This window comes from Mesorhizobium sp. P2_C5_2 (assembly GCF_056404535.1).
Genome location: NZ_JBFUDV010000001.1, coordinates 809347 through 830272, shown reverse-complemented (window position 1 = coordinate 830272; position 20926 = coordinate 809347). Strand labels below are relative to the sequence as shown.

Here is a 20926-nt window from a genome sequence, read left to right as displayed (position 1 = left end):
GCCGCCCCTCATCTGGCTGCCGCCATCTTCTCCCCGTAAACGGGGAGAAGGACGCTCCCATCACCGCCTTCGCCAACCCGCCAAAATCCCCACCTTCACCCTAAGCTGAATTGACCCTTCACCCCTGACATGCCAAAGGCCGCAAAGCCTTTCATCTGGAGAAGCCCTGATGACCGATCGCGTCGAGATCGCCGGATTGCGGATTGCCCGCGAACTCAATGACTTTGTCGCCGGCGACGCGCTGCCGGGCACCGGCATTGCGGCCGACGCCTTCTGGAACGGCTTCTCTTCCATCGTCCACGACCTGGCGCCGAAGAACCGGGCGCTGCTGGCCAAGCGCGACGCCATGCAGGAGCAGCTCGACGCCTGGTACCGCGCCAATGGCGCGCCCATCGACATGGAGGCCTACAAGACCTTCTTGCGTGAGATCGGCTATCTCGTGCCGGAAGGCCCGGCCTTCTCTGTCTCGACCGACAATGTCGACCCGGAAATCGCCATCGTCGCCGGGCCGCAACTGGTGGTGCCGGTGATGAATGCGCGCTATGCGCTCAACGCCGCCAATGCGCGCTGGGGTTCACTCTATGACGCGCTCTACGGCACCGACGCCATCGCCGAGACCGGCGGCGCCGAAAAGGGCAAGAGCTTCAACCCCGTGCGCGGCGCCAAGGTGGTTGCCTGGGCGAAGAGTTTTCTAGACGACTCCGTGCCGCTCACTTCGGGCAAATGGGCAGGCGTCAACGGGCTGACGGTTTCTGGCAGCACGTTGCGGCTCAGCGCCGGCGCCGGCGGCACCACGCTGGCCAACCCGAAACAGTTTGCCGGCTATCGTGGCGACGCCGCCAACCCTGAAGCCATCCTGCTGATCCGGAACGGCCTGCACATCGAAATATCAATCGACCGTGCCAACCAGATCGGCCGCACCGATCCGGCCGGCATTGCCGATGTCATCCTGGAATCGGCGCTGACGACCATCCAGGACTGCGAGGATTCGGTCGCGGCGGTGGATGCCGAAGACAAGGTCGTGGTCTACCGCAACTGGCTCGGCCTGATGAAGGGCGATCTGGCCGAGGAAATCAGCAAGGGTGGCAAGTCTTTTGTCCGCAAGCTCAACCCGGACCGCGCCTGGACGACGCCCAATGGCAGCGCGCTCAGCCTGCCCGGCCGCTCGCTGATGCTGGTGAGAAACGTCGGCCACCTCATGACCAATCCCGCCATCCTCGACCACGACGGCAATGAGGTGCCGGAAGGCATTATGGATGCGGCAATGACGGCGCTGATCGCGCTGCATGACGTTGGGCCGAGCGGGCGGCGGATGAATTCCCGCGCCGGCTCGATGTATGTGGTGAAGCCGAAGATGCACGGACCGGAAGAGGTCGCCTTCGCCGTCGAGATTTTCGACCGCGTCGAAGCGCTGCTCGGCATGACCGCAAACACCATCAAGATGGGCATCATGGACGAGGAGCGGCGCACCACGGTCAACCTCAAGGAGGCGATCCGCGTGGCGAAGGAGCGCGTGGTGTTCATCAACACCGGCTTCCTCGACCGCACCGGCGACGAGATCCACACCTCGATGGAAGCCGGGCCGATGATCCGCAAGGGTGACATGAAGCAGGCCGCCTGGATTTCCGCCTATGAGGCGTGGAATGTCGACACGGGCTTGGAATGCGGGTTGGCCGGCCATGCCCAGATCGGCAAGGGCATGTGGGCAATGCCGGATTTGATGGCGGCGATGCTGGAACAGAAGATCGCTCATCCGAAGGCCGGAGCCAACACCGCCTGGGTGCCGTCGCCGACCGCGGCGACGCTGCACGCCACCCACTATCACAAGGTCGATGTCCACGCCGTCCAGGCAGCGCTGAAGAGCCGGCCGAAGGCAAAGCTCGACGACATATTGTCGGTGCCGGTCGCGGTGCGGCCGAACTGGACGCCGGACGAGATCCAGCGCGAGCTCGACAACAATTCGCAAGGCATTCTGGGTTATGTCGTGCGCTGGATCGACCAGGGCGTCGGCTGCTCGAAAGTGCCTGACATCAACGATGTCGGCCTGATGGAAGACCGCGCCACGCTGCGCATTTCCTCGCAGCACATCGCCAACTGGCTGCACCACAAGGTCTGCTCGCAGATTCAGGTGATGGATTCGCTGCGCCGCATGGCGGCTACCGTCGACCTGCAGAATGTCGGCGACCCACTCTACCGCCCAATGGCCGCCGACTTCGACAGTTCCATCGCCTTCCAGGCCGCCTGCGACCTGGTGTTCAAGGGCCGCGAACAGCCGAATGGCTACACCGAGCCGGTGCTGCATGCCAGGAGGCTGGAGCTGAAGGCGAAGGCCTGAGCGTCCCCCTCCTCCTTGAGGGGAGGGTGGCCCGAAGGGCCGGGAGGGGTCCTGCGTGAAGCGCGCCGACTCCCACTTGGACGACACGCGAAGCAATATCATCGCTGAGCCTCGTCCTCGCTCAGTTTCATAAGGTCGAGCATTCTTCGGCGACCCCACCCGGCCGCTTCGCGGCCACCCTCCCCTCAAGGGGGAGGGATCTACGCCGCCTGCGCCATCCGCTCCGACATCATGCGGTAGGAGATCGCCTCCGCCAGATGGATGCGGCCGACGGTCTCGCTGGCGTCGAGATCGGCCAGCGTGCGCGCGACTTTCAGCACGCGGTGATAGGCGCGTGCGGAAAAGCCGAGTTTTTCGCTGGCGTCTTTCAGCAACGACAGTCCAGCGGCGTCCGGCACGGCGATGTCTTCGATGATCGAAGGCGAGCAATGCGCGTTGGTGGTGGCGAAGGTAGCGCCCAGCCGCTCGAAGCGTTCACGCTGGATGGTGCGGGCACGCGCCACCCGCTGGGCTACAGCGGCGCTCTTTTCCGCCCGGTCGGGCCGGATCAGGTCGGCGGCCGAGACGGCGGGCACCTCGATCCTGAGATCGATACGGTCGAGCAGCGGGCCGGAAATGCGCGCCTGATAGTCGGTGCGACAGCGCTCGCCGCGCAGGCAGCGATAGCCGGGTTCGCCGGCCATGCCGCAGCGGCACGGGTTCATCGCCGCCACCAGCTGGATGCGCGCCGGATAGGTGACACGGTGGTTGGCGCGCGCGATCATGCAGTCGCCGGTCTCCAGCGGCTGGCGCAGCGCATCCAGCGTCTGCGGCGAAAATTCGGGAAACTCGTCGAGGAACAGCACGCCGTGATGGGCGAGCGAGACCTCGCCCGGCCGCACCCGCAAGCCGCCGCCGACCATTGCCGCCATCGAGGCCGAATGATGCGGGGCGCGGAACGGCCGCCGGTCGGTGAGCTTGCCTTCGCCGAGCTCGCCCGCCACCGAGGCGATCATCGAGACTTCGAGCAGTTCCTTGGGCGCCAGCGGCGGCAGGATCGACGGCAGCCTTTGCGCCAGCATCGACTTGCCGGAACCTGGAGGCCCGACCATCAGCATGTTATGGACAGAAGACCCTCACTCTTGTAAGGCCCAGCCAATGACGAAACACACCCCACGCGCCGCGCCCACCAACCGGGCAAAAGCGTACTCCTATGTTCGCTTCTCCACGCCAGAGCAAGCCAAGGGCGACAGCTTCCGACGACAGACCGACGCAGCTGAGAAATACGCGGCGCTGCACGGCTTGGAGATGGACACCAAGTTCACGTTCCACGACCTTGGAAAGTCGGCCTTCCGGGGTGGCAACATGGCAGATGGCATGCTTGGCGAGTTTCTCTCGTACGTCAAATCCGGGGATGTAGAGCAAGGGTCGTACCTTCTTGTTGAGAACCTCGACCGCGTGTCTCGGGAGACGCCCCGCAAGGCGCTGCGGACGTTGGAAGACATCGTGGACGCGGGGATCAACGTCGTAACGCTCACCGACAACAGGACGTACACGAAGGAAACCCTCAACCAAGATACGATGATGCTGTTTGCCTCGATCATGTACTTCGCGCGGGCGAACGAGGAGAGCGCCACAAAGGCACGGCGACTGCGGGAAGCATGGGGGAACAAGCGCAAGAACGCGGCAGCGAAACCACTGTCGGCGTTGTGCCCTGGCTGGCTACGCCTCAGGGACGACCGAACGGGGTTCGACGAGATATCCGAGCGATCCGCTGTGGTGAGCCGCGTGTTTGACATGACGTTGGCGGGGAAGGGGCAACACACCATTGCCGAAACGTTCAATCGGGAAGGGGTTCCGGTGTTTGGCCGGGGCAGCCATTGGCATCGCACCTACATCGCGAAGATGCTGATGGACCCGTCCGTAGTTGGGTCGTTCACCCCGCATCGGATCGAAGTGATGGACGGCAGGAAGCGGCGCATTCCGACGGGCACTGTCGAGGGGTATTTCCCAGCCGTCATCGACCGCGAGACGTTCGACAGGGTCAACGCCATGACCAACGGGAGGGCCGTCAGGGGAGGCAGCAAGGCGGGGATGGCAAACATCCTTGCAGGGCTCGCCAAGTGCCCGAAGTGTGGGGCAACGATGACCCGAGTTAACAAAGGGAGCGGACCCAAGGGAGGCCGGCCCTATCTGGTCTGCACCGTGGCGAAAGCGAAGGCGCTGCGGGCTGGTGGGACTGGCTGTGAGTATCGGCAGGTCCGTCTAAACGATGTCGAGGGGGCAATCTTGGAGAAGGCGGCGATCCTGTACGAGCTTCTCCCCTCGACCGACGAAGCGTTGCAAGCGGAATGGGATCGGGCGACGACTGCCGACATGGCAGTGAGCGACGAGATCGAGAACGTGATTGAGGCCATCGAGCGGGGAGGACATTCTCCGGCACTACTCGACCGACTGAGGCAGAACGAGGCAGCGCGGGAAGACATAAGGCGCAACAAAGCTGACCTTGAGCGGCGAATAGCGGACACGCTGACAAACCGCGTGCAAGTGACGATCAGTGAGCTTGTGGATGCCGCTGAGGGGGAGGGCACGCGAGACGTAGCGGCGATAAATGCCACCCTGCGGCAGTTGTTCACCAAGGTCGAAGTGGATTGGTCGACTGGGTTCCTGTTGTTCCACTGGAAGCATTCGCCTGGCGAAGTGTCGAGCATCATGTATGCGTGGCCGAAGGACGATGGCTGAGGGGAGGCAAAAGGGCCAACTGCCATTGCTTTAGTTGTACAAACAGCCGAATAAATACGCTCAACATATCAACTAAGGGAGGGGCGGTTGATAGATGATGAGGTAGCGCGGAACGCGATCGCCGAAGCTATACGCACAGCCGTTGATCGGACTGTCCAGCAACAAGTCAGAAGGGGCATAGCACAAGAGGCGCAAATTACATCCAAGATTGGGTCGGCGATTGAGGCCGCCTTGGACCAAAAGACGTTTGGTGGCTACCGGCTCCGTGTAGCGGCACAAGATTTGTCCGATCGAGGCCCTGGCGCTCTGGAGGAAGAGTACGGTTCCGATATGTATATCGGCATTCAAACTATTGAGGATCATCCGAAGTCAAAAGGTATCATTGTTCAGTCCAAAATCGTTCCTCCAGGACGCAAGAGAATTGTTCGATCTGCTGATCTTATTAAGCAATGTCGGAAGATGGAGAGAATATCTAAGATTGGATCTTATGTTTGGGTCTATGATGCGGAAGGTGTAGGGGTGTCAACGACCCAAGAGGTCCTGAACATGAAGAAATACTCCAGGATCAAGATCGGAAGTGACACGGTATACGATCAAATCGGGGCGGTGCTTGAATGTAGCAAGGGAGACCCCGACATTGGACTTCCCATTTTGGCGGGCGCGTACACCGCATTTGATGATGAGCCCGCTTTTGATCGTGCCTTAGGTGAGATGCTTCGAACCCTTAAGATACGATCTGGCGTTTCGGTAAGTGTTCGCCCCCCTTCTCGGGTGAGGCATCGTATCACAAGGGGCTAATCGTCCCTCCAAACGACCCGCCGCATTGTCCTGATTTCGGCAAGCCGCCTAACCCGAATGGCCTGCCGTTCTCGAGCCGTTGGGTTTTGTGTCTCCGCATGCATGCAATCGTTCTTGCCGCATCGTTCGCAGCTCATCTTGGTCCCCACCAACTCAGCCTCAATGTTCCCGAAGATTTCCCTCAGGTCACTCGGCTGATACCAGCGTTTGACGTTGCATAGCCCACAGCGAACAAGCACCAACTGCCCGACCTCATGGGCATTGCTGAGGTTCCATGCGCCCCCGCGCTTTCGTCTTCCGCCGGTGTCGGGCATGCCACCACTTAGGAACTCTTTCCTCTCTCAGTCAATTCATCCTTGACAGTTTTGTTCCTTTTTTGTTCACTGAAGACATCCAGCGTTTGGAGTGACCGGCGTGGACCAAATCGTGGGTGACGAAATCAGCCTCCCAAGGCCAGAGCACATCACGGCACCCGGCATCCAGCACCATTGGTGCGAGCGCCCTGGCTGCGGCAAGGATGGCGGGTGGGGTTTCGCGAAGCCAAAGCAGGCACCGCATTGGTTCTGCTTTGAGCATCGCGGCGATGGCGAGACATACCTGTGAGGCAGAGCAATGCCAGCCGAACAACAGCAAGTCGACCCTCCCGCGATGGACTGGGAGCTTGCGGCCGATGAGGTCATTGCAACATGCGGCGGGGATGCCCGAGAGGCTGTGAAGGCGCTTCTTGTCGCCAATGCCACATTGGAGCGTGAGGTGGCGCTATGGGCTCCTGCGGTGAGCTATGGGTTCAGCCGGGGGTGGCACAGACGGAAGCGCAGCGGGAACGACTAACGGCCAATGGAAAGCATCACCATGTCAGATAACATCCTTCCTCAGCAGAAGGCATCCAAGCTGATCGTCGTCACCGCCTTCGACCGCGATGAGAGCGGCGACCTCCAGCCCGTCTACGGGCCAGCCGAGCAGCAGACCGAGGACCGGGCGATAAGGACTGCAAAGGCCTTGTCAGGGAAGCATGCCGGGGTCATTGCGTGGTCACGCGAGGCCAACCCGACGTTGGGAGAATACGGTGAACCGACCACACTCTTTGTGGGTGGCGACGTGCCCGATATGGAATGATGGGTCATAGCTCCGCAGCCTCACTCATCAACATACCCTCCTCCTTGGCCGCAGCTCGGAATGCCTTACGGACCTCCTGAGCTGTCGCTTGATCAGCCAGGGCGGCCATGCAGACGCGCACCGCGAGGTTCCATTTGGGGCCACGTTTGGTCCACTTCAGGAGATGCTCGGAGGCTGCCTCAACGTTGCTGACGTTGTAGGTCATGCCGGCACGTTCGCCCCTGACAGGCACCGGAGGATTGAACCAATGGAGAGGCATGAGGGATTACTAATGTGGGGCCGGAATATTTGGTAGAGATTTCTGAGCGGGGGATCGGACAAGTAGCTCAGGCAGCGTACCCCCGTACCCCCTTCGTTTCCTTCAGGCGGGGCGATGAGGTCGGGTCACCGACTGCCCGGCTCCCCGGCGAGGCTCTGCGGTTCAAAGCGGAGGCCTATCGACGTGATTTCCAGACGGTAGTGTGCCGTCGCCGCAACAATCAACATTAGAACGATCGCCAACGGTGTAATCGAGGTGCCGATGGACAATCGCCCTAATCCCGATCTCAACCAACTGGAGATGTTAGACGACGGGGGTTTGTGCTGCCGGCTCATTGCCTTCGCCTTCCTTAGGCTGGGCAGCATTCGCTGCTTGGACTTGATGCCAATAGGCATAGTAGGCCTTGATGTCGTTGCCCCCGCCGACGTCGTTCAACCGGTCTAAGAACCTTGAGTAGATCACGTCTTGGACCTGACCCTGCGTCCTCATCCACTCGACGGCAGCGTTTGGGTTCGTCAACAAGACATAGTGGAACTCGCCGGATGCACCGGATTTGGTGGCAATGAAATTGAGTTCTCGGAGCCGCTTCATGCGCTTGCGCCAAGTGTCAACGGCTCGTTCTCCGAAGAAGCCGGCCTCAGCAGCGAACGTGGCGGGGTTCTCAACCGTCATGAAAGGATGATCGGGAGCGCGAGCCCAAAGACAAAACAGCGTGTGGCCGGCTGGTGTCCCCTTCGACTGCATGTCGATTGCCTGCATGGCAATTGGGAGCGTGCGAGGTACCGTGGTGAAGCCGTCGTTGGTCTTGCGGCGCCAAATCAAAGCTGGCGGGTAGTTAGGGAAATGCACGTCCATTTGCTGCTGGGCTCTCTCAGCCATATTCAATTTCTTCGCGGCAGCCTGTTTTGCGTTAGCCATCGTATGCTCCTTTGATGCTTCAACCTGCCATATCCGCCAACTGTCCGCGACATGCGGTTAGGCGCATGATCTGGCTGCATCTAATGCGGCCAATTGAAGATAACACGATTGGAAAATACAGGATAGAGTGTCTATTAGGAGCAATGAATTGCGCCATATCGCGCACTTTTGCAAAAATAGAGAAGAGTTATCATGGGCTTACGGCTGCCAAGCGGTACTCCGGTGATCCAGTTCTCAACGTAATCAACTGTGCTCAACGTCCTCTTGGGGGTTGTAGGGGGACCAGCCGCCCCGGTCTGATTGGGTGTGCCCTTTCCGAACCGGGTCGAAGGTGGTTCGATAAATAGCCCTTGACCAGTCAAACCGAACCACCTATTAGCGAACCAGTCAAACCGAACTGGAGCGCACACCATGGCATTCATCCGAGCCTACCTCAGGGCGTCGACCAAGGAGCAGGACGCAGGGCGTGCGCGGGAGGACCTTGAGGCGTTCTGCCGCGACCGAGGGCTGACCATCGCCGCCACTTACGAGGAGAACGAGAGCGGGGCGTCGCTGCACAGGCCAGAGCTGTTCCGGCTGCTCAGGGACAGCAAGCCCGGCGATATCCTGCTGACCGAACAGGTCGACCGCCTGAGCCGCCTGTCGGACAAGGACTGGGACCAGCTCAAGCGCGAGATTAAGGATCGAGAGGTCAAGGTCGTAGCGCTGGACTTGCCGACCTCGCACATGATGCTGAAGACCGAGGACGCCTTCACCGGGCGCATGTTCGACGCCATCAACGGGATGCTTCTCGACATGCTCGCCGCCATCGCCCGCAAGGACTATGACGACCGACGTCGCAGGCAGGCTCAGGGGATCGCCAAGGCAAAGGCTGAAGGGCGCATGAAGGGCCGGCCCGAGGACGCCGAGCGTAACGAGGCCATCATGGCCATGCTGCGGAAGGGCCAGAGCTGGAACACCGTTGTGCGAGCCACCAACTGTTCGCGCTCGACGCTCGCAAAGCTGGCGAAGCGCCTCGAAGGAGCCGACACCGCCGGAGGGTGAGGTGAAGGCGTCCTATCCGCACCAAGGGCGGGGCGTTGGCGGACAGCTTGTAGAGCCGCAGGCGAACGGGACGGCCAGCCCCTCCGACACCAATACGTCGCCCACATCTTGGCCATCGGCAAAGAGTGAGCCGCAACTTCGCCCGTAGTTGCACTTGCCGGTGCCCTCAGTGCCTGCCGGGCAAGAACAGGGCACCATCTTCAGCTCCAGCTGCGCGTTGGCAACCAACTCTTTGAGGCGTGCCTTCGCTCGACGCCCAAGGTCTGCCTCAGCGTCGCACCTTGGCTCGATGCTTTCGGGCGCATTGAAGCCGACCAGCCGGGTCCCTTTCGCGGCACCGATAAGCCTGATGGTGTCCCCGTCCGTGATCGTGAACTGGCTCCTCGTCAATGGCATGGCGGTGGTGGTGTCGGCCTCTGGCGACCCGAAGGCCCAACCGCTTGAAGAAGGAATGTGGAGGTGTCCTGTAACGTAGGAGTAGATCAGGGACCCGACAATCAATGCCGCTGCGAACCCAAAGGCTCTGGCAAATCGACCGGCCAGATAACGAGCCTCGCGCGCAAGTGGGTTCCGTCGGCGGCGCAGCCTCCACCGGGTCGAATGAGGGCCGATAGGGCGTGGCTGCGGCGGTGCCTGGCTGACTGGTGGGGCGTAGCCGATAGCCTCAATGAGCTTGGCGCGCTGCTTGTCAGTCAGCCTCGTGTTGGGGCCGTACTTCGCCAGACGGGCGTGAATGTCGACCAGGAATTGTCTTTGCCAATGGCTGAGATGACCGCGACCCAACGCAGTCTCGATACGGGACTTCAGGTCCTCGGGTTCCATTGTGAATGCCCCCCGGCCTCACAGGCAGACCCCGCAGCGTTGCGTCCGGCAAATGGGGTCGAAGCCCAGCCTATCACTACACCGGGGTGAGGCACAGCCCGTGCGCTTTTGCCTCTGTCCCTCGGATGGCCAAGCCGCCTGACTTGCGGTATCCCACTGGCCAACGGCAACCGGTGGCAGGTCGCCGTAGGCGCGCGCTGAGACCCGCGAGGCGCTGCCGAGGCCCCTTTCCCCCTACCCGACCTCATGACCGCCCGTGGCCCTCTGTGTGCCCGTGGGAGCGGGGTGGTCATTTTGAAGAATTGGAAGGCTGCAGTTGGATCAGATCGCCTCGCTTATCGCGACATCAGATGACGAAGATGACGAACGCGATCGTGCTCTCAATGCCTATCGGTTTGCTTCATCGGACAACGCTAAGGGCATCGTGGCGGAAGCCATCAGGTCGCTCCTGAACTACGAGCATCGTTCAGGGCTGACGAGGAACAAGCGCCGGGTGGCAGACCAAGAAACCTTCGACCTGACTGTAGACGCGATCCTTTCCGACCTCATGCATCATCACCTCGTGGACTATCCCGAGGGAATTTACGTCACCCGCTCCAACAGGCGCTTAGGGACGAAGAGCCGGTATAGGCCACGAGCTTATAGCAAGGTATTTCCGCGCATCTTGGACCTCCTCGCCAAGCCCGAGCTGGGTTATGTGCGTCAGAACACGGCCCCTCCGATACCTGGCGCTTCCAAATCGACGGTTATCCGACCGGGTCCGACCCTACTGTCGCGAATGGATGACGGCGACATCGAGACTGGCGACCTCGACGAACATCCTCACGGCGAGACCATCATTCTCAAGCGGGTGAAGGACGCTAAAGATTATTGGGATGAAGGGGGACTGGAGCAGTATGCGGACACCCCCATCACAGAGCGTTACCGCCGCGAGCTTAATGCGATCAACCAGTGGTTGGCGTCGGCCGATCTCCGGTATGATGCCTTGGGTATTCCTTGGCCGCACACATCGTTCGACATCGACGACAGGCGCCTACGTCGCGTATTCACCCAAGCGAGGTTCACCAGTGGCGGCAGGATGTTCGGAGGCTTCTGGCAGCAACTGCGGAAGCACGAGCGACGACAGGGCCTCAAGATCGGGGCAGAGAAGGCCGTGGAGCTGGACTACGGTCAAGTGGGCGCACGCATCCTCTACGGCATGGCAGGCCACCTCCCAGCCGCCGGCGACCTCTATTCGATGCCCAGGTACAACCATGAGCGAGATGGCATCAAGAAGGTGATGAGCGCCATGATATTTGCCGAGCGACGGCTCGACAGGTTCCCCAAGGACACTCGCAAGCTGTTCCGCAAGGCCGACAGGATCGGCGAGGTGGTCGACGCCATCGAAGCCAAGCACCCATTAATCAAAGATCATTTCCACAAGGGTCTTGGTCATGACGCTCAGTTCATTGAGAGCAGCATCCTTGTCGACGTTCTCCTTGATCTTCGAGCGAAGGGCATTGTCGCTCTACCGATCCATGATGCGGTGATGGTTCCATCCTCCAAGGTGTCGGTGACCAAGGAGACCATGCTAACTGTGTTCAAGGCTCACGCCGGTGTTGAAGGCACTGTCACGGTTGAAGACTGAGGGGGGAGACTTTGTCTCTGTATCAGATCCTATCAACCTTCATCTGCATCCTAAGGCCACCTCTGCTCCTGCTCAGGTAGCCGTTCACCCCACTGTTTGGTTCCCTTAAGGGGAGACCCAAGGAACACCTAAGAGGGACCCGAGATTGACGAATTGGTCGAAGAAGCGAGAGCGCAAGAATGAGGTCAAAGCCCGAGCAGCAAACCCAAGCCATATGTTCACACACTGCCGTGTCGTGGGGTGCGGCAAGCCTGCCCGTGCGGGCACAGAGGACGGTCTGGACACCCGTTTCTGTCGCTCACACTCAGATCATTACTCACGACACGGCAGTCCGTATAAGCCCTCATACACTGCCGCCCAGTTAGCCAGGCATCGCGCTGCTGCAGAGGCCTGGCTGGAGGCGAACGCAAACGACAAGTGGGTCCGCAATGCCATTGACCGCGTCGAGACGCTCTACCGTTGCTCAGGGCCTCATGTGGAGGCGTTCAGGCTTCGCGGTCTGTCACCTCAGGATCGCGCCCGAGCCGCTTGGGCGAGGCTGAGAAAGGCAAAGGTAGACCCCCATCGAGTAATCGCAGCGTGGGTGACAATCGAGCTTGCCATTCGTGCCGACCCGCAGCCGGAGACGAAAGCAGAGTATAAGAGCGTGCAGGCGGCGAAGCTCGTCCATCGCATGGCTTCTGGCTCGCACAAGCGATGGGGCGAAGGGCCTACGGGAAAGGGCCTGCACGTCTATCCACGACCACGAGGGCGAATGATACGCCACCTTGGCGCAGACATCGAAAGCGCGGTTGAGCTATTAACCGCCGGCTTGCTTCCGAGCGCGAACCCGTGGGCCTATAATGAGGTTGCCGGTTGAGCTCGGCTTCGGCGGTGCTAGAAGCTGCTTTGGACCTAATGCTCGCCGCCCTCACTACGATCATGCTCGATAACGAGTGGCCTATCAACTACGTTACCGTCCTTAATGCGAAAGTCGGCCGAGGTCACCCAACTCAAACCGCGCTCCACGATCTCATTTCGGAGCTTGCGGCGGGCATTCCAATCCAGAAGATTTGTCAGCCCCCACTGCGGCCAGTGCAATAATCCGGCTATCGTTTGATAGATACCTACGGCACCCATACCCCGGAGAGCCCAACTCCAGGCTATGTTTGTAGCGGGGAAAATGCCTATCAAAATGTCTGCGACAAAGGCGACGCCCAAGGCGATCAATGAAAGGTTTGCACCAGTCCGCACAAGCCTGCTGTTTCGATTTACGGCGACCAGCATCGTGCTTACCGCTTGGCGCCTTTGATCGTCGAGTTGCGATCTCTCTCGTTCCACACGGTCAAGGCTCTCACGAAGCGATCGGACCTCTTCCTCGCGCTCGGACAAATCGCCGATGTGTTTAGCGTTTGCCGCTCGCTGCGCTTGAGAATGCCTGTTCTTTGCATCCGCCAGCTTCGCTTCGTACGCCGATTTCACTTCCTCGGCTGTAGCGTTGCGCATCAGTTCCAGAAGCTCGGCCGCGTTTTCTCCCGTCACCACCTTCTCATCGTTGAGCGTCGCATCAGCAAGCTTTCGAATGCTCCGCTGATCCAGTAGCAACGCTTGATATTGCTCCAGCTTCTCAGGCGAGAACGCGCGGAGCTTGTCCTTAACGGTCTGCACCAGTTCCGGACGAACCTGAAGAACTCTGTTGCAGTGAGCGATGAGGACATTTCGTGGGATCGCTTCCGTGGCACCCAACCCAGTCCGCAGCCACGCAATCGTGGCAAGGTCACGTTGGTGAACAACGGGGCCTTCTTGGGAGGAGTAGAGCTGCCTCGCAGCCAAACAGTATTCGCGAGATTGCCGGGCAAAGGCCACGTTGCGGGTAACAAAGACATACCTGCAATTGAATACGTCACGCGAATGTTTCCCGTCGCGCAACCGCATTAGAAGCGTCAAACAGTCGGCGTCATGCTCCCGAGATCGTATGTCCAGACCCCACGCGATCTTTGACATGAAGTCGTCATGCATCTCACCCGTGAAGTATTTGTGAGAATTGGGGTAGTGAGTAAGGTTAGCATCTTTGACCAAAATGCCACTCATCTCCAACGCCCCCTCAGGGTTGTTGGCGACAGACAGGACATAGTCCGAAAGCACCTCGCCGGCGACCATAGCGCTGTGCGTGTAACCGTACCGATCAGGGAGCGAGTTGCCCAACATGGCCTTCAAATTCCGGGACATCTCACCGCAGGTAACGGGAAAGACAACGATCTTGCAGCCTATGGCACGCAGGCCATCCAGCACGGTTCGAATGTCGGTCTGGATGTCCTTTCCGGATAGCCCCAGGTAGTCCAGAGCCAGTGGCCCATCCACAACAACAGTTAGGTCAGTCTGCACAGCGTGCTCAGTAGGTCGGACGAAGTCGTCGACCACCTCAGTGAGTAGGCCGATTGACGCGAACGTCGAAAGATAGGGCACAAGGTCGGCCCGTTCCTTCAGCAGATGCTGGACAAACCGAGCGGCCATGTACCTATCGTACTCTGGCAACGGGCGGCCGCCTTCAGGCAGCTTGTCAAGTTCTCCGAGACTGCCCGTTACGACGTTCGGCAGCGCGCCGCTTGGTTGGAACAGGACGTTGGAACTGACGAGAAAACGAATGAGAATGTCGGCGAGTTGGTCGCGCGTGCGTGTGTAATTCAACAGGTCCGTGATGATCGGCGGAAACTTGGCAAACTCATCAATGATTGCTTCGAAGGTTTGCGTAATGTCGCTACTATCATCTGGCACTGCCGAAGTGTGATAGGTCACTACGTACATCATACGGGCGCCAACCCCGTGCCTCTCAAGAAGCTTCAGTGCCAGCAGTCGCGGAATGAATTGTTCCACGACCTCTCGCGTCATCCGCCAATGGTACATCTTGTGAACGCCCGCCACGATCAACTTGGGATCGAATATCTTGCCGTCTAAGAGCCGAAGGATAGGGTCAAAGAACGGGATCACCGCATCGAGGACGTCACCGTGCTTGCCCTTCAAGGCAGAGACTGATGAATAGACCCTAAGGGCATGCTTGGTGACTTCAGTCATAAAGGCAACTCAATTGAATGGAGATCGTCAATTACGCTATTTTTCGGAGCATTAGCCAGGGGTTTATAGCCTTGCATCAAGTCGGTGGTCACTCGGGACATCTTCGCTCGCCTTCCGGGCATGAACCAGCGATCAAACCTTTTCCTTTTTCTGCCCGCCATAGTACCATTTCTTCATGCCGATCAAGAAAGCTACTCCCAATAAGCCAGGCAAAGGACCAATGCGGGGTCTTCTTAAGAAATATTGGGCCGTGGCAGTCGCTGCAGTCGCGGCCATTGCCGGGCTGACCGGAAATATTGATGCAATAGTCTTGCATTATAGGGCATGGTTTGGCAGCGTAGCGGCGGGCATTCATATAGATGATGTAAGGGCGACTATTCAAGTGAAGAGTTATAGCGAGCCCAATTTTTTAACGATGCGTCTGGAGATGACAGTACTAAAGAAATTTGACGTTGAGCTAACCGATTGCGAGGTAAAGCTATCAAATCAGGAATACATAAAATGGAAAAGTGATGGCAGCTATAGCAATAAAATTGAGATACGGTCAGGTGTTGATAGCGCCAGGGTTGCGATTAGATTTGTGGAATACGCCACAAGTGATAGAATATCGCCGGATGATTACGTCAACCAAAAATACTATCCCGATCTATATTCCAATAAGATATTTCTGACGTGCGAGCAAGGTGTCTCAAATTCAATCGATATGCCATTTATCGTTCAAAGGGTGCTTTCTAAGTAGGCTGGATTAGGCCGCACCACATCATGAACTCGCGCGGGCCTCCGTGACGTTTGACCGTTCGGGTTGAGGTTCTGGCTCATGTCAAGGTTCATTGAGAATTTGGTGGATACATTATATACTTGATGATCCTACCAATTTGATCCGTCATCGATTAACAGGCTTGCGGATGGAGAAGCTCGTGTCGCCGAGGAAGCTCATCGAGTGGTGGTTTGCCCTCGCGTTCGCGATCTGCCTATTTGCCTTCGTTCTTGCATTCCTCAACGATTTCTACAACCCATCATTTGGCCGTTTTGGGGAACTGGAAACTCAGCTAAGAGCACTCTCCCCCATAGCCGTTGCCGGTTTTGCAGCACTTGTCGCAACACTGGTTGTTTTCTTATTTCGCTCTCCAAGCGGAGACCTTCAATTCAAGCTTCTGAACATTGAGGTTAAAGGACCTCGGGTCAGGTTTCCTTGTGGAGTTTGATCTTTCTCGCCGTCTCGTTTGTGATCTTAATAATCTCCCAGGTAGGGGGAGGGCTGGGCTAACCAACTGAGCGCTACGTACGCGGCCTGCAAGCATGGTCGTCGAGCGCGATTTCGCGCGGTCCATTTAATCAAGCGCAGAGCCAGGCCCTTAGAATGGGGTCTTTCGTACACATCATGAGCAGATTATGGCCGCCGGCCGCGGCCACTTCCAGCGCCCGCTTGGCGCTCTCCTGGCCCTTGATGTCGGCGAGGTCGGGCAGGTCGCGCGCCGAGACATGAATGCCGGGCTCGGGCCGCGACAGCACCTGCGTGCCGCGAAAATGATTGGCGATGGCAATCAGGCTGCGCGGCGCCAATATGTCGAAATCCTTGCCCGCCCATGCCGCTTCCGGCCCACAGCCGAACGGGCAGATCAGGCCCTTTCCCTCGGAATTAGCGCCGATCGCGGCGGGCAGCGCTCCGGCGACAGCGGCAATGGTGCCGTCGAGCGACAATTCTCCGAGCACGACATAGCTGGCCAGCATGTCGCCCGGAATGGCGCCGAGTGCGGCCATCAGGCCGAGCGCGATCGGCAAGTCGTAATGGCTGCCTTCCTTGGGCAGGTCGGCAGGCGCCAGGTTGACGGTCACCTTCTTCGACGGCATCGACAGGCCTGAGGCATGGAGTGCGGCCTGCACCCGTTCGCGGCTCTCGGTCACCGCCTTGTCGGCCAGACCGACGATCTGCATGCCGACCTTGCCCGGCGCGATCATCACCTGGACATCGACCGGCACGGCCTCGATGCCCTGGAAAGCAACCGTGCGAACCCGCGCCACCATTTTGCTCTGCCCCCGGATACAGGCTCGCCTCGGCCTTGTGGTTCAGGCCGCGAGCGACGTCAGGACAAGACAACCACAGATTTCAAGCCAAGGCAAGAACATTACAGGAACATCCCGCCCCGCGCCTACTTCCGCTTTGCCTCCACCGCATCCCAGAACAGGCTCGCAATGTCGGCGCCGCCGAAACGCTCCACTTCGCGCACGCCGGTCGGTGAGGTCACGTTGATCTCGGTCATGTAGTCGCCGATGACGTCGATGCCGACCAGGATGAAGCCGCGTTCCCTCAGCGATGGTCCGATGCGGGCGCAGATCTCGCGCTCGCGTTCCGTCAACTCTGTCTTTTCGGCGCGGCCGCCGACATGCATGTTGGAACGTGAATCGTGGTCGGCCGGCACACGGTTGATGGCGCCCACCGCCTCGCCATCGATCAGGATGATACGCTTGTCGCCCTTGCGCACGTCCTTGAGATAGCGCTGGACGATATAGGGCTCGCGCGACAGCTGGCCGAACATTTCGAGCAGCGAGGCGAGATTGCGGTCATCCTCCTTGAGATGGAAGATACCGGCGCCACCATTGCCGTAGAGCGGCTTGACGATGATGTCGCCGAATTCCTTGCGGAAGGCGGCGACCTCCTGCGGATCCTTGGTGATCAGCGTTTCCGGCATCAGGTCTGGAAATTCGGTGACGAAGATCTTTTCCGGGCTGTTGCGCACCCAGGCCGGGTCGTTGACGACCAATGTCTTCGGGTGGATGCGCTCCAGAATATGCGTCGTGGTGATGTAGTTCATGTCGAAGGGCGGGTCCTGGCGCAGCAGGATCACGTCCATCTCCGACAGGTCGGTGCGCACCTTGTCGCCCAGCGTGTAGTGATTGCCCTTCTCGTCGCGGAGCTTCATCTCCTCGATGCGGGCGAACACCTTGCCACCCAGCATCGACAGCCGCTCGGGCGTGTAATGGAACAATTGGTGGCCGCGCCGCTGTGCTTCCAGCGACAGCGCAAACGACGAGTCGCCGGCGATCGAGACAGTGGAGACATGGTCCATCTGGACGGCGATTTTCAGCTTCATGGCGGGTCTCCGGCGCGATTGGAGCGACGTTCGGGTCGATGCGTCGACGAGAGCGATATACGGAACTCGGCGCCGTCTGCCAATCACGCTTGCTTGGCTCAGGCTTAATGCGTGTCATCTGCGGCCCGGGCGGCGTTGCCGATCGAGGCGAGGTCGTCGGTGACATTCGGACTCGGCAGGCAGCGCCGTTCGGCTCCTGGCCAATTTCCTTTGCTTGAGTATTGGCTAATATATGCTTGCGCCGGGGGAGCCGTGAATGAAAGTCAATGTCGTCTACGCACACCCACTCGCCGACAGCTACCAGGCATCGCTTCACAAACGTGTCGTGCAGACACTCAAAGCCAGGGGCGACGAGGTCATCGACTTCGACCTCTACGAAATGAAGTTCAATCCGGTGATGCAACCAGAAGAGCGGCGTGGCCACTTTGATCCTTCCAAAACACCGGAGGATTTGCGGGTCTATATCGACGCTTTGCAATGGGCCGAGGCGTGCGTGTTCTGCTTTCCAACATGGTGGTCAGGCATGCCCGCCATGCTGAAGGGCTATTTCGATCGCGTTTGGCGACCCGGCGTCGCCTATCACGTGCCGGCGGATGGCGGCGTCATCAGACCGGCACTTCTGAACATCCGCCGAATGGGGGTGGTGACGACGTGCGGATCGCCCTGGTGGTATACGGAAATGTATATGCAAAATCCTGGAAGGAAGGTGCTGCTGCGCGGCCTGAAGACCATGTGTGGAGGCAACGTGAAACATCTGTACATGACGAGATATTCCGTCGAGGGCATATCCAACGAAAAGAGGGAAGTGTTCGCGCGCAAGGTGGAGCGGCGGTTCGAGAAATTTTGACCAACCAAGCCCATGCCAGCGTAACCGAGCTTGTCCGCTCTGGTGCTTCGACAGGGGCAGACGCAACTCTGAAAAGGAGGGGAGATGGCCACGCAGGAAAGTTGGAATGCAATAGCGAATTCGCCAGGCGGCGCTACCTTGCCTTCGGCGACAACGCTGACCGGAAACCACGTCAACCTCGCCCCACTCTGCCTTGAAGATGCCGACGATATCTTCCGACTCACCCACGCCCGCGAACGTGACGAGATCTGGGCTGAAATGAAGGTTGGACCATTCGACGGGATCGAGTCTTTCCGGGCTTATGTCGGCGGCATGCTCAACGACCAATCGCGCACATTCCTGACGCTGCGTACCAAAGCGGCGGGGCCGGTCGGCTGGCTTTGTCTGATGGAGGCCAGACCGGCGCACAGGGTGATTGAGCTGGGCTATGTGCTCTTCTCGCCAGCGCTGCAGCGGACGATCGCGGCCAGCGAATCTCTCTTCCTGATCATGCGCCACATCTTCGACGACCTCGGCTATCGGCGGTTGGAGTGGACGTGCACCACGGACAATGCGAAATCGAGGCGTGCGGCCGACAGGTTAGGCTTTGTCTTTGAGGGCATATTGCGCGACGGATTGGTGCTGAAAGGCCACGCACGCGATATCTGCATGTATTCGATGCTGGCACGCGAATGGTCGGTCGCCGGCGCGGCATTCGACACCTGGCTGTCTTCGGACAATTTCGTCAATGGTCGTCAGATCCGATCCTTGCAGGACGTAAGAGCGGCGGCCTCTTCGGGCTTTGCGCCAGCATAGGCTCATGTGGCGCGCGGGCCTATGCGCCTCTCGGGTTAACCTTTCACGGACCAGCGCTTCAGCGGTCGAAGACCAGCCGGGAATATCCGAGGAAGGACAGCGCCATGGCCACCAGCGAGGCGATGGCAAGTGCCGCCAGCGGCGGCATTGCCGGCAGCGTGAACAGGATGGCGCAATAGACGAGATAGTTGACGATGCTGGTGGCGATGCCGACGCCGCCATAGCGCGCGCCCTCCTGGGTCACGCCGCGGCTCGACGGCGAAAACGTCAGGTGCCGGTTGATCTGCCAGGTGACGCACAGCGCAAAGCCGATCGACAGCACGCGCGCGACGAAGGGGCCGAGCGGCGTGACAGTCAAAAGCAACCAGAGAGCTGCGGCATCGGCGACGAAGCCGACGGCGCCGGCAAAGACGAAGCGGGCGAGCCTGCCCACGGCCTCAGGCGGCCCGGGGCGTCTTGCCCGGTTCGGCCTTCGGGGTTTCGTTCGTGCGCTCGCGCCGTTCGACCCGGCCCGACGGGACCGAGAGATAGAAAATGCGCTTCTGCTCGGCGCGCCCGCGCGATACCGAATCGAGGATCAGTCCGGTCATCATCGCAAGCATCGAAAGCAGCAGCAGGCCGACCGACAGCACCCATGTCGGCATGCGCGGCACCAGGCCGGTCTGGGCGAATTCGATCAGCACCGGCGTCATCAGGGTAAGGCTCGATACCAGGAAGAAAATGGCGAAGGCGCCGAAGAAGCGCAGCGGCTGCGTCTCCTTCATCAGCATGGCGAACATCCACAGGATCCTGACGCCGTCGCGATAGGTCGACAGCTTCGACGACGAGCCTTCCGGGCGGCGGCCATAGTCGAGCGCGATCTCGTTGACCGGCAGCTTGAGCTGCGAGGCATGCACCGACATTTCGGTCTCGATCTCGAAGCCGCCGGAAACGGCGGGGAAGCTCTTGACGAAACGCCTGGAGAAGACGCGGTAGCCGGAGAAGATGTCGGTGAAGTCGGTGCCGAACAGCCGCTTGTAGAGGCTGTTGAAGATGCGGTTGCCGAAGGCATGGCCGGAACGGCCCGCATCGTCGGTGACGCCGCGCCTGGTGCCCACCACCATGTCGCAGCGCTCGGTCTGCAGGATATTGATCAGTTGCGGCGCATCTTCCGGCGCATAGGTGCCGTCGCCGTCGGCCATCAGATAGATATCGGCATCGATGTCGGCGAACATGCGCCGCACGACATTGCCCTTGCCCTGGCGCGGCTCGCGGATGACGATGGCGCCGGCCGCGCGCGCCTTGAGCGCGGTCAGATCCCTGGAATTGTTGTCATAGACATAGATCGCGGCCGACGGCAGCGTCTCTCGAAACCGCCGCACCACCTCGGCGATGGTCAGTTCCTCATTGTAGCAGGGCAGGAGCACGGCAATGGCCGGCTCGTGGCGGACTTCGTGCGGCATTTCCGTCTCCCGATGCCCGGCGGAGCCTCCGGCCGCGCTCAAATGCGGCCTCGCTCAGG

The 20926-nt window shown here is 59.8% G+C and carries 18 protein-coding genes and 2 pseudogenes; 10 read left to right on the top strand and 10 right to left on the bottom strand.

The genetic code is table 11. The features are described 5' to 3' along the window. Positions 1-169 precede the first annotated feature (169 nt). Positions 170-2335, top strand: a complete 2166-nt coding sequence (locus AC1D1B_RS03890) for a malate synthase G (protein WP_477329513.1) — start codon at positions 170-172, stop codon at positions 2333-2335. Positions 2336-2535: 200 nt separating this feature from the next. Here AC1D1B_RS03890 and AC1D1B_RS03885 read toward each other — a convergent pair. Then, positions 2536-3438 (bottom strand): annotated as a pseudogene (locus AC1D1B_RS03885) (YifB family Mg chelatase-like AAA ATPase); the annotation flags it as partial. Between the two features lie 34 nt (positions 3439-3472). Between AC1D1B_RS03885 and AC1D1B_RS03880 the strand changes: the two are divergent. Further along, positions 3473-5056 carry a recombinase family protein gene (locus tag AC1D1B_RS03880; protein ID WP_477329511.1) on the top strand — a complete coding sequence of 528 codons (1584 nt, stop codon included), beginning with the start codon at positions 3473-3475 and terminating at the stop codon, positions 5054-5056. 87 nt (positions 5057-5143) lie between these two features. Next, the gene (locus AC1D1B_RS03875; RefSeq protein ID WP_477329509.1) at positions 5144-5854 is read left to right on the top strand and encodes a hypothetical protein; all 711 of its coding nucleotides are present in this window, start codon (positions 5144-5146) and stop codon (positions 5852-5854) included. A 345-nt stretch (positions 5855-6199) separates the two neighbouring features. Here AC1D1B_RS03875 and AC1D1B_RS03870 read toward each other — a convergent pair whose 3' ends face one another. Beyond that, entirely contained in the window at positions 6200-6487 is a 288-nt protein-coding gene (locus AC1D1B_RS03870) for a hypothetical protein (protein ID WP_477329507.1), read from the bottom strand. Positions 6488-6706: 219 nt separating this feature from the next. Here AC1D1B_RS03870 and AC1D1B_RS03865 point away from each other — a divergent pair, with 219 nt between their 5' ends. Further along, the gene (locus tag AC1D1B_RS03865) at positions 6707-6970 is read left to right on the top strand and encodes a hypothetical protein (protein ID WP_477330529.1); all 264 of its coding nucleotides are present in this window, start codon (positions 6707-6709) and stop codon (positions 6968-6970) included. A gap of 4 nt (positions 6971-6974) precedes the next feature. Here AC1D1B_RS03865 and AC1D1B_RS03860 read toward each other — a convergent pair whose 3' ends face one another. Further along, positions 6975-7229 carry a DUF982 domain-containing protein gene (locus tag AC1D1B_RS03860; RefSeq protein ID WP_477329505.1) on the bottom strand — a complete coding sequence of 85 codons (255 nt, stop codon included), beginning with the start codon at positions 7227-7229 and terminating at the stop codon, positions 6975-6977. 303 nt (positions 7230-7532) lie between these two features. Further along, positions 7533-8147 (bottom strand): hypothetical protein, encoded by a 615-nt coding sequence (locus AC1D1B_RS03855; protein WP_477329503.1) that lies wholly within the window; start codon positions 8145-8147, stop codon positions 7533-7535. Between the two features lie 411 nt (positions 8148-8558). Here AC1D1B_RS03855 and AC1D1B_RS03850 point away from each other — a divergent pair, with 411 nt between their 5' ends. Continuing rightward, on the top strand, positions 8559-9191 hold the full coding sequence (locus tag AC1D1B_RS03850; RefSeq protein WP_477329501.1) for a recombinase family protein: 633 nt from the start codon (positions 8559-8561) through the stop codon (positions 9189-9191). Positions 9192-9203: 12 nt separating this feature from the next. Here AC1D1B_RS03850 and AC1D1B_RS03845 read toward each other — a convergent pair whose 3' ends face one another. After that, positions 9204-10013 (bottom strand): thermonuclease family protein, encoded by an 810-nt coding sequence (locus tag AC1D1B_RS03845; protein ID WP_477329499.1) that lies wholly within the window; start codon positions 10011-10013, stop codon positions 9204-9206. 316 nt (positions 10014-10329) lie between these two features. On the opposite strand from AC1D1B_RS03845, the gene AC1D1B_RS03840 reads away from it, so the two are divergent. Then, positions 10330-11640 (top strand): hypothetical protein, encoded by a 1311-nt coding sequence (locus AC1D1B_RS03840; protein ID WP_477329497.1) that lies wholly within the window; start codon positions 10330-10332, stop codon positions 11638-11640. Positions 11641-12534: 894 nt separating this feature from the next. Here the strand turns inward: AC1D1B_RS03840 and AC1D1B_RS03835 are convergent. Then, a complete protein-coding gene (locus AC1D1B_RS03835; protein WP_477329495.1) occupies positions 12535-14691 on the bottom strand; it encodes a hypothetical protein in 2157 nt (718 codons plus the stop codon). A 175-nt stretch (positions 14692-14866) separates the two neighbouring features. Here AC1D1B_RS03835 and AC1D1B_RS03830 point away from each other — a divergent pair, with 175 nt between their 5' ends. Together AC1D1B_RS03830 and AC1D1B_RS03825 are read left to right on the top strand one after the other, a co-directional pair. Further along, positions 14867-15430, top strand: coding sequence for a hypothetical protein (locus AC1D1B_RS03830; protein WP_477329493.1), 564 nt, complete (start codon positions 14867-14869; stop codon positions 15428-15430). 166 nt (positions 15431-15596) lie between these two features. Beyond that, positions 15597-15896 carry a hypothetical protein gene (locus tag AC1D1B_RS03825; protein WP_477329491.1) on the top strand — a complete coding sequence of 100 codons (300 nt, stop codon included), beginning with the start codon at positions 15597-15599 and terminating at the stop codon, positions 15894-15896. A gap of 172 nt (positions 15897-16068) precedes the next feature. On the opposite strand, the pseudogene AC1D1B_RS03820 reads toward AC1D1B_RS03825, so the two are convergent. Together AC1D1B_RS03820 and gshB are read right to left on the bottom strand one after the other, a co-directional pair. Then, a pseudogene (locus AC1D1B_RS03820) lies at positions 16069-16716 on the bottom strand (magnesium chelatase domain-containing protein); the annotation flags it as partial. A 125-nt stretch (positions 16717-16841) separates the two neighbouring features. After that, positions 16842-17783 (bottom strand): glutathione synthase, encoded by a 942-nt coding sequence (gene gshB / locus AC1D1B_RS03815; protein ID WP_477329490.1) that lies wholly within the window; start codon positions 17781-17783, stop codon positions 16842-16844. Between the two features lie 256 nt (positions 17784-18039). Here gshB and AC1D1B_RS03810 point away from each other — a divergent pair, with 256 nt between their 5' ends. Beyond that, positions 18040-18630, top strand: coding sequence for an NAD(P)H-dependent oxidoreductase (locus tag AC1D1B_RS03810; protein WP_477232258.1), 591 nt, complete (start codon positions 18040-18042; stop codon positions 18628-18630). Positions 18631-18714: 84 nt separating this feature from the next. Further along, positions 18715-19425, top strand: a complete 711-nt coding sequence (locus AC1D1B_RS03805; RefSeq protein WP_477329488.1) for a GNAT family N-acetyltransferase — start codon at positions 18715-18717, stop codon at positions 19423-19425. A gap of 58 nt (positions 19426-19483) precedes the next feature. On the opposite strand, the gene AC1D1B_RS03800 is transcribed toward AC1D1B_RS03805, so the two are convergent. Both AC1D1B_RS03800 and AC1D1B_RS03795 read right to left on the bottom strand, forming a co-directional pair. Continuing rightward, positions 19484-19858, bottom strand: coding sequence for a GtrA family protein (locus tag AC1D1B_RS03800; RefSeq protein ID WP_477329486.1), 375 nt, complete (start codon positions 19856-19858; stop codon positions 19484-19486). A gap of 4 nt (positions 19859-19862) precedes the next feature. Beyond that, positions 19863-20867, bottom strand: coding sequence for a glycosyltransferase (locus AC1D1B_RS03795; protein WP_477329484.1), 1005 nt, complete (start codon positions 20865-20867; stop codon positions 19863-19865). Positions 20868-20926: the final 59 nt, after the last annotated feature.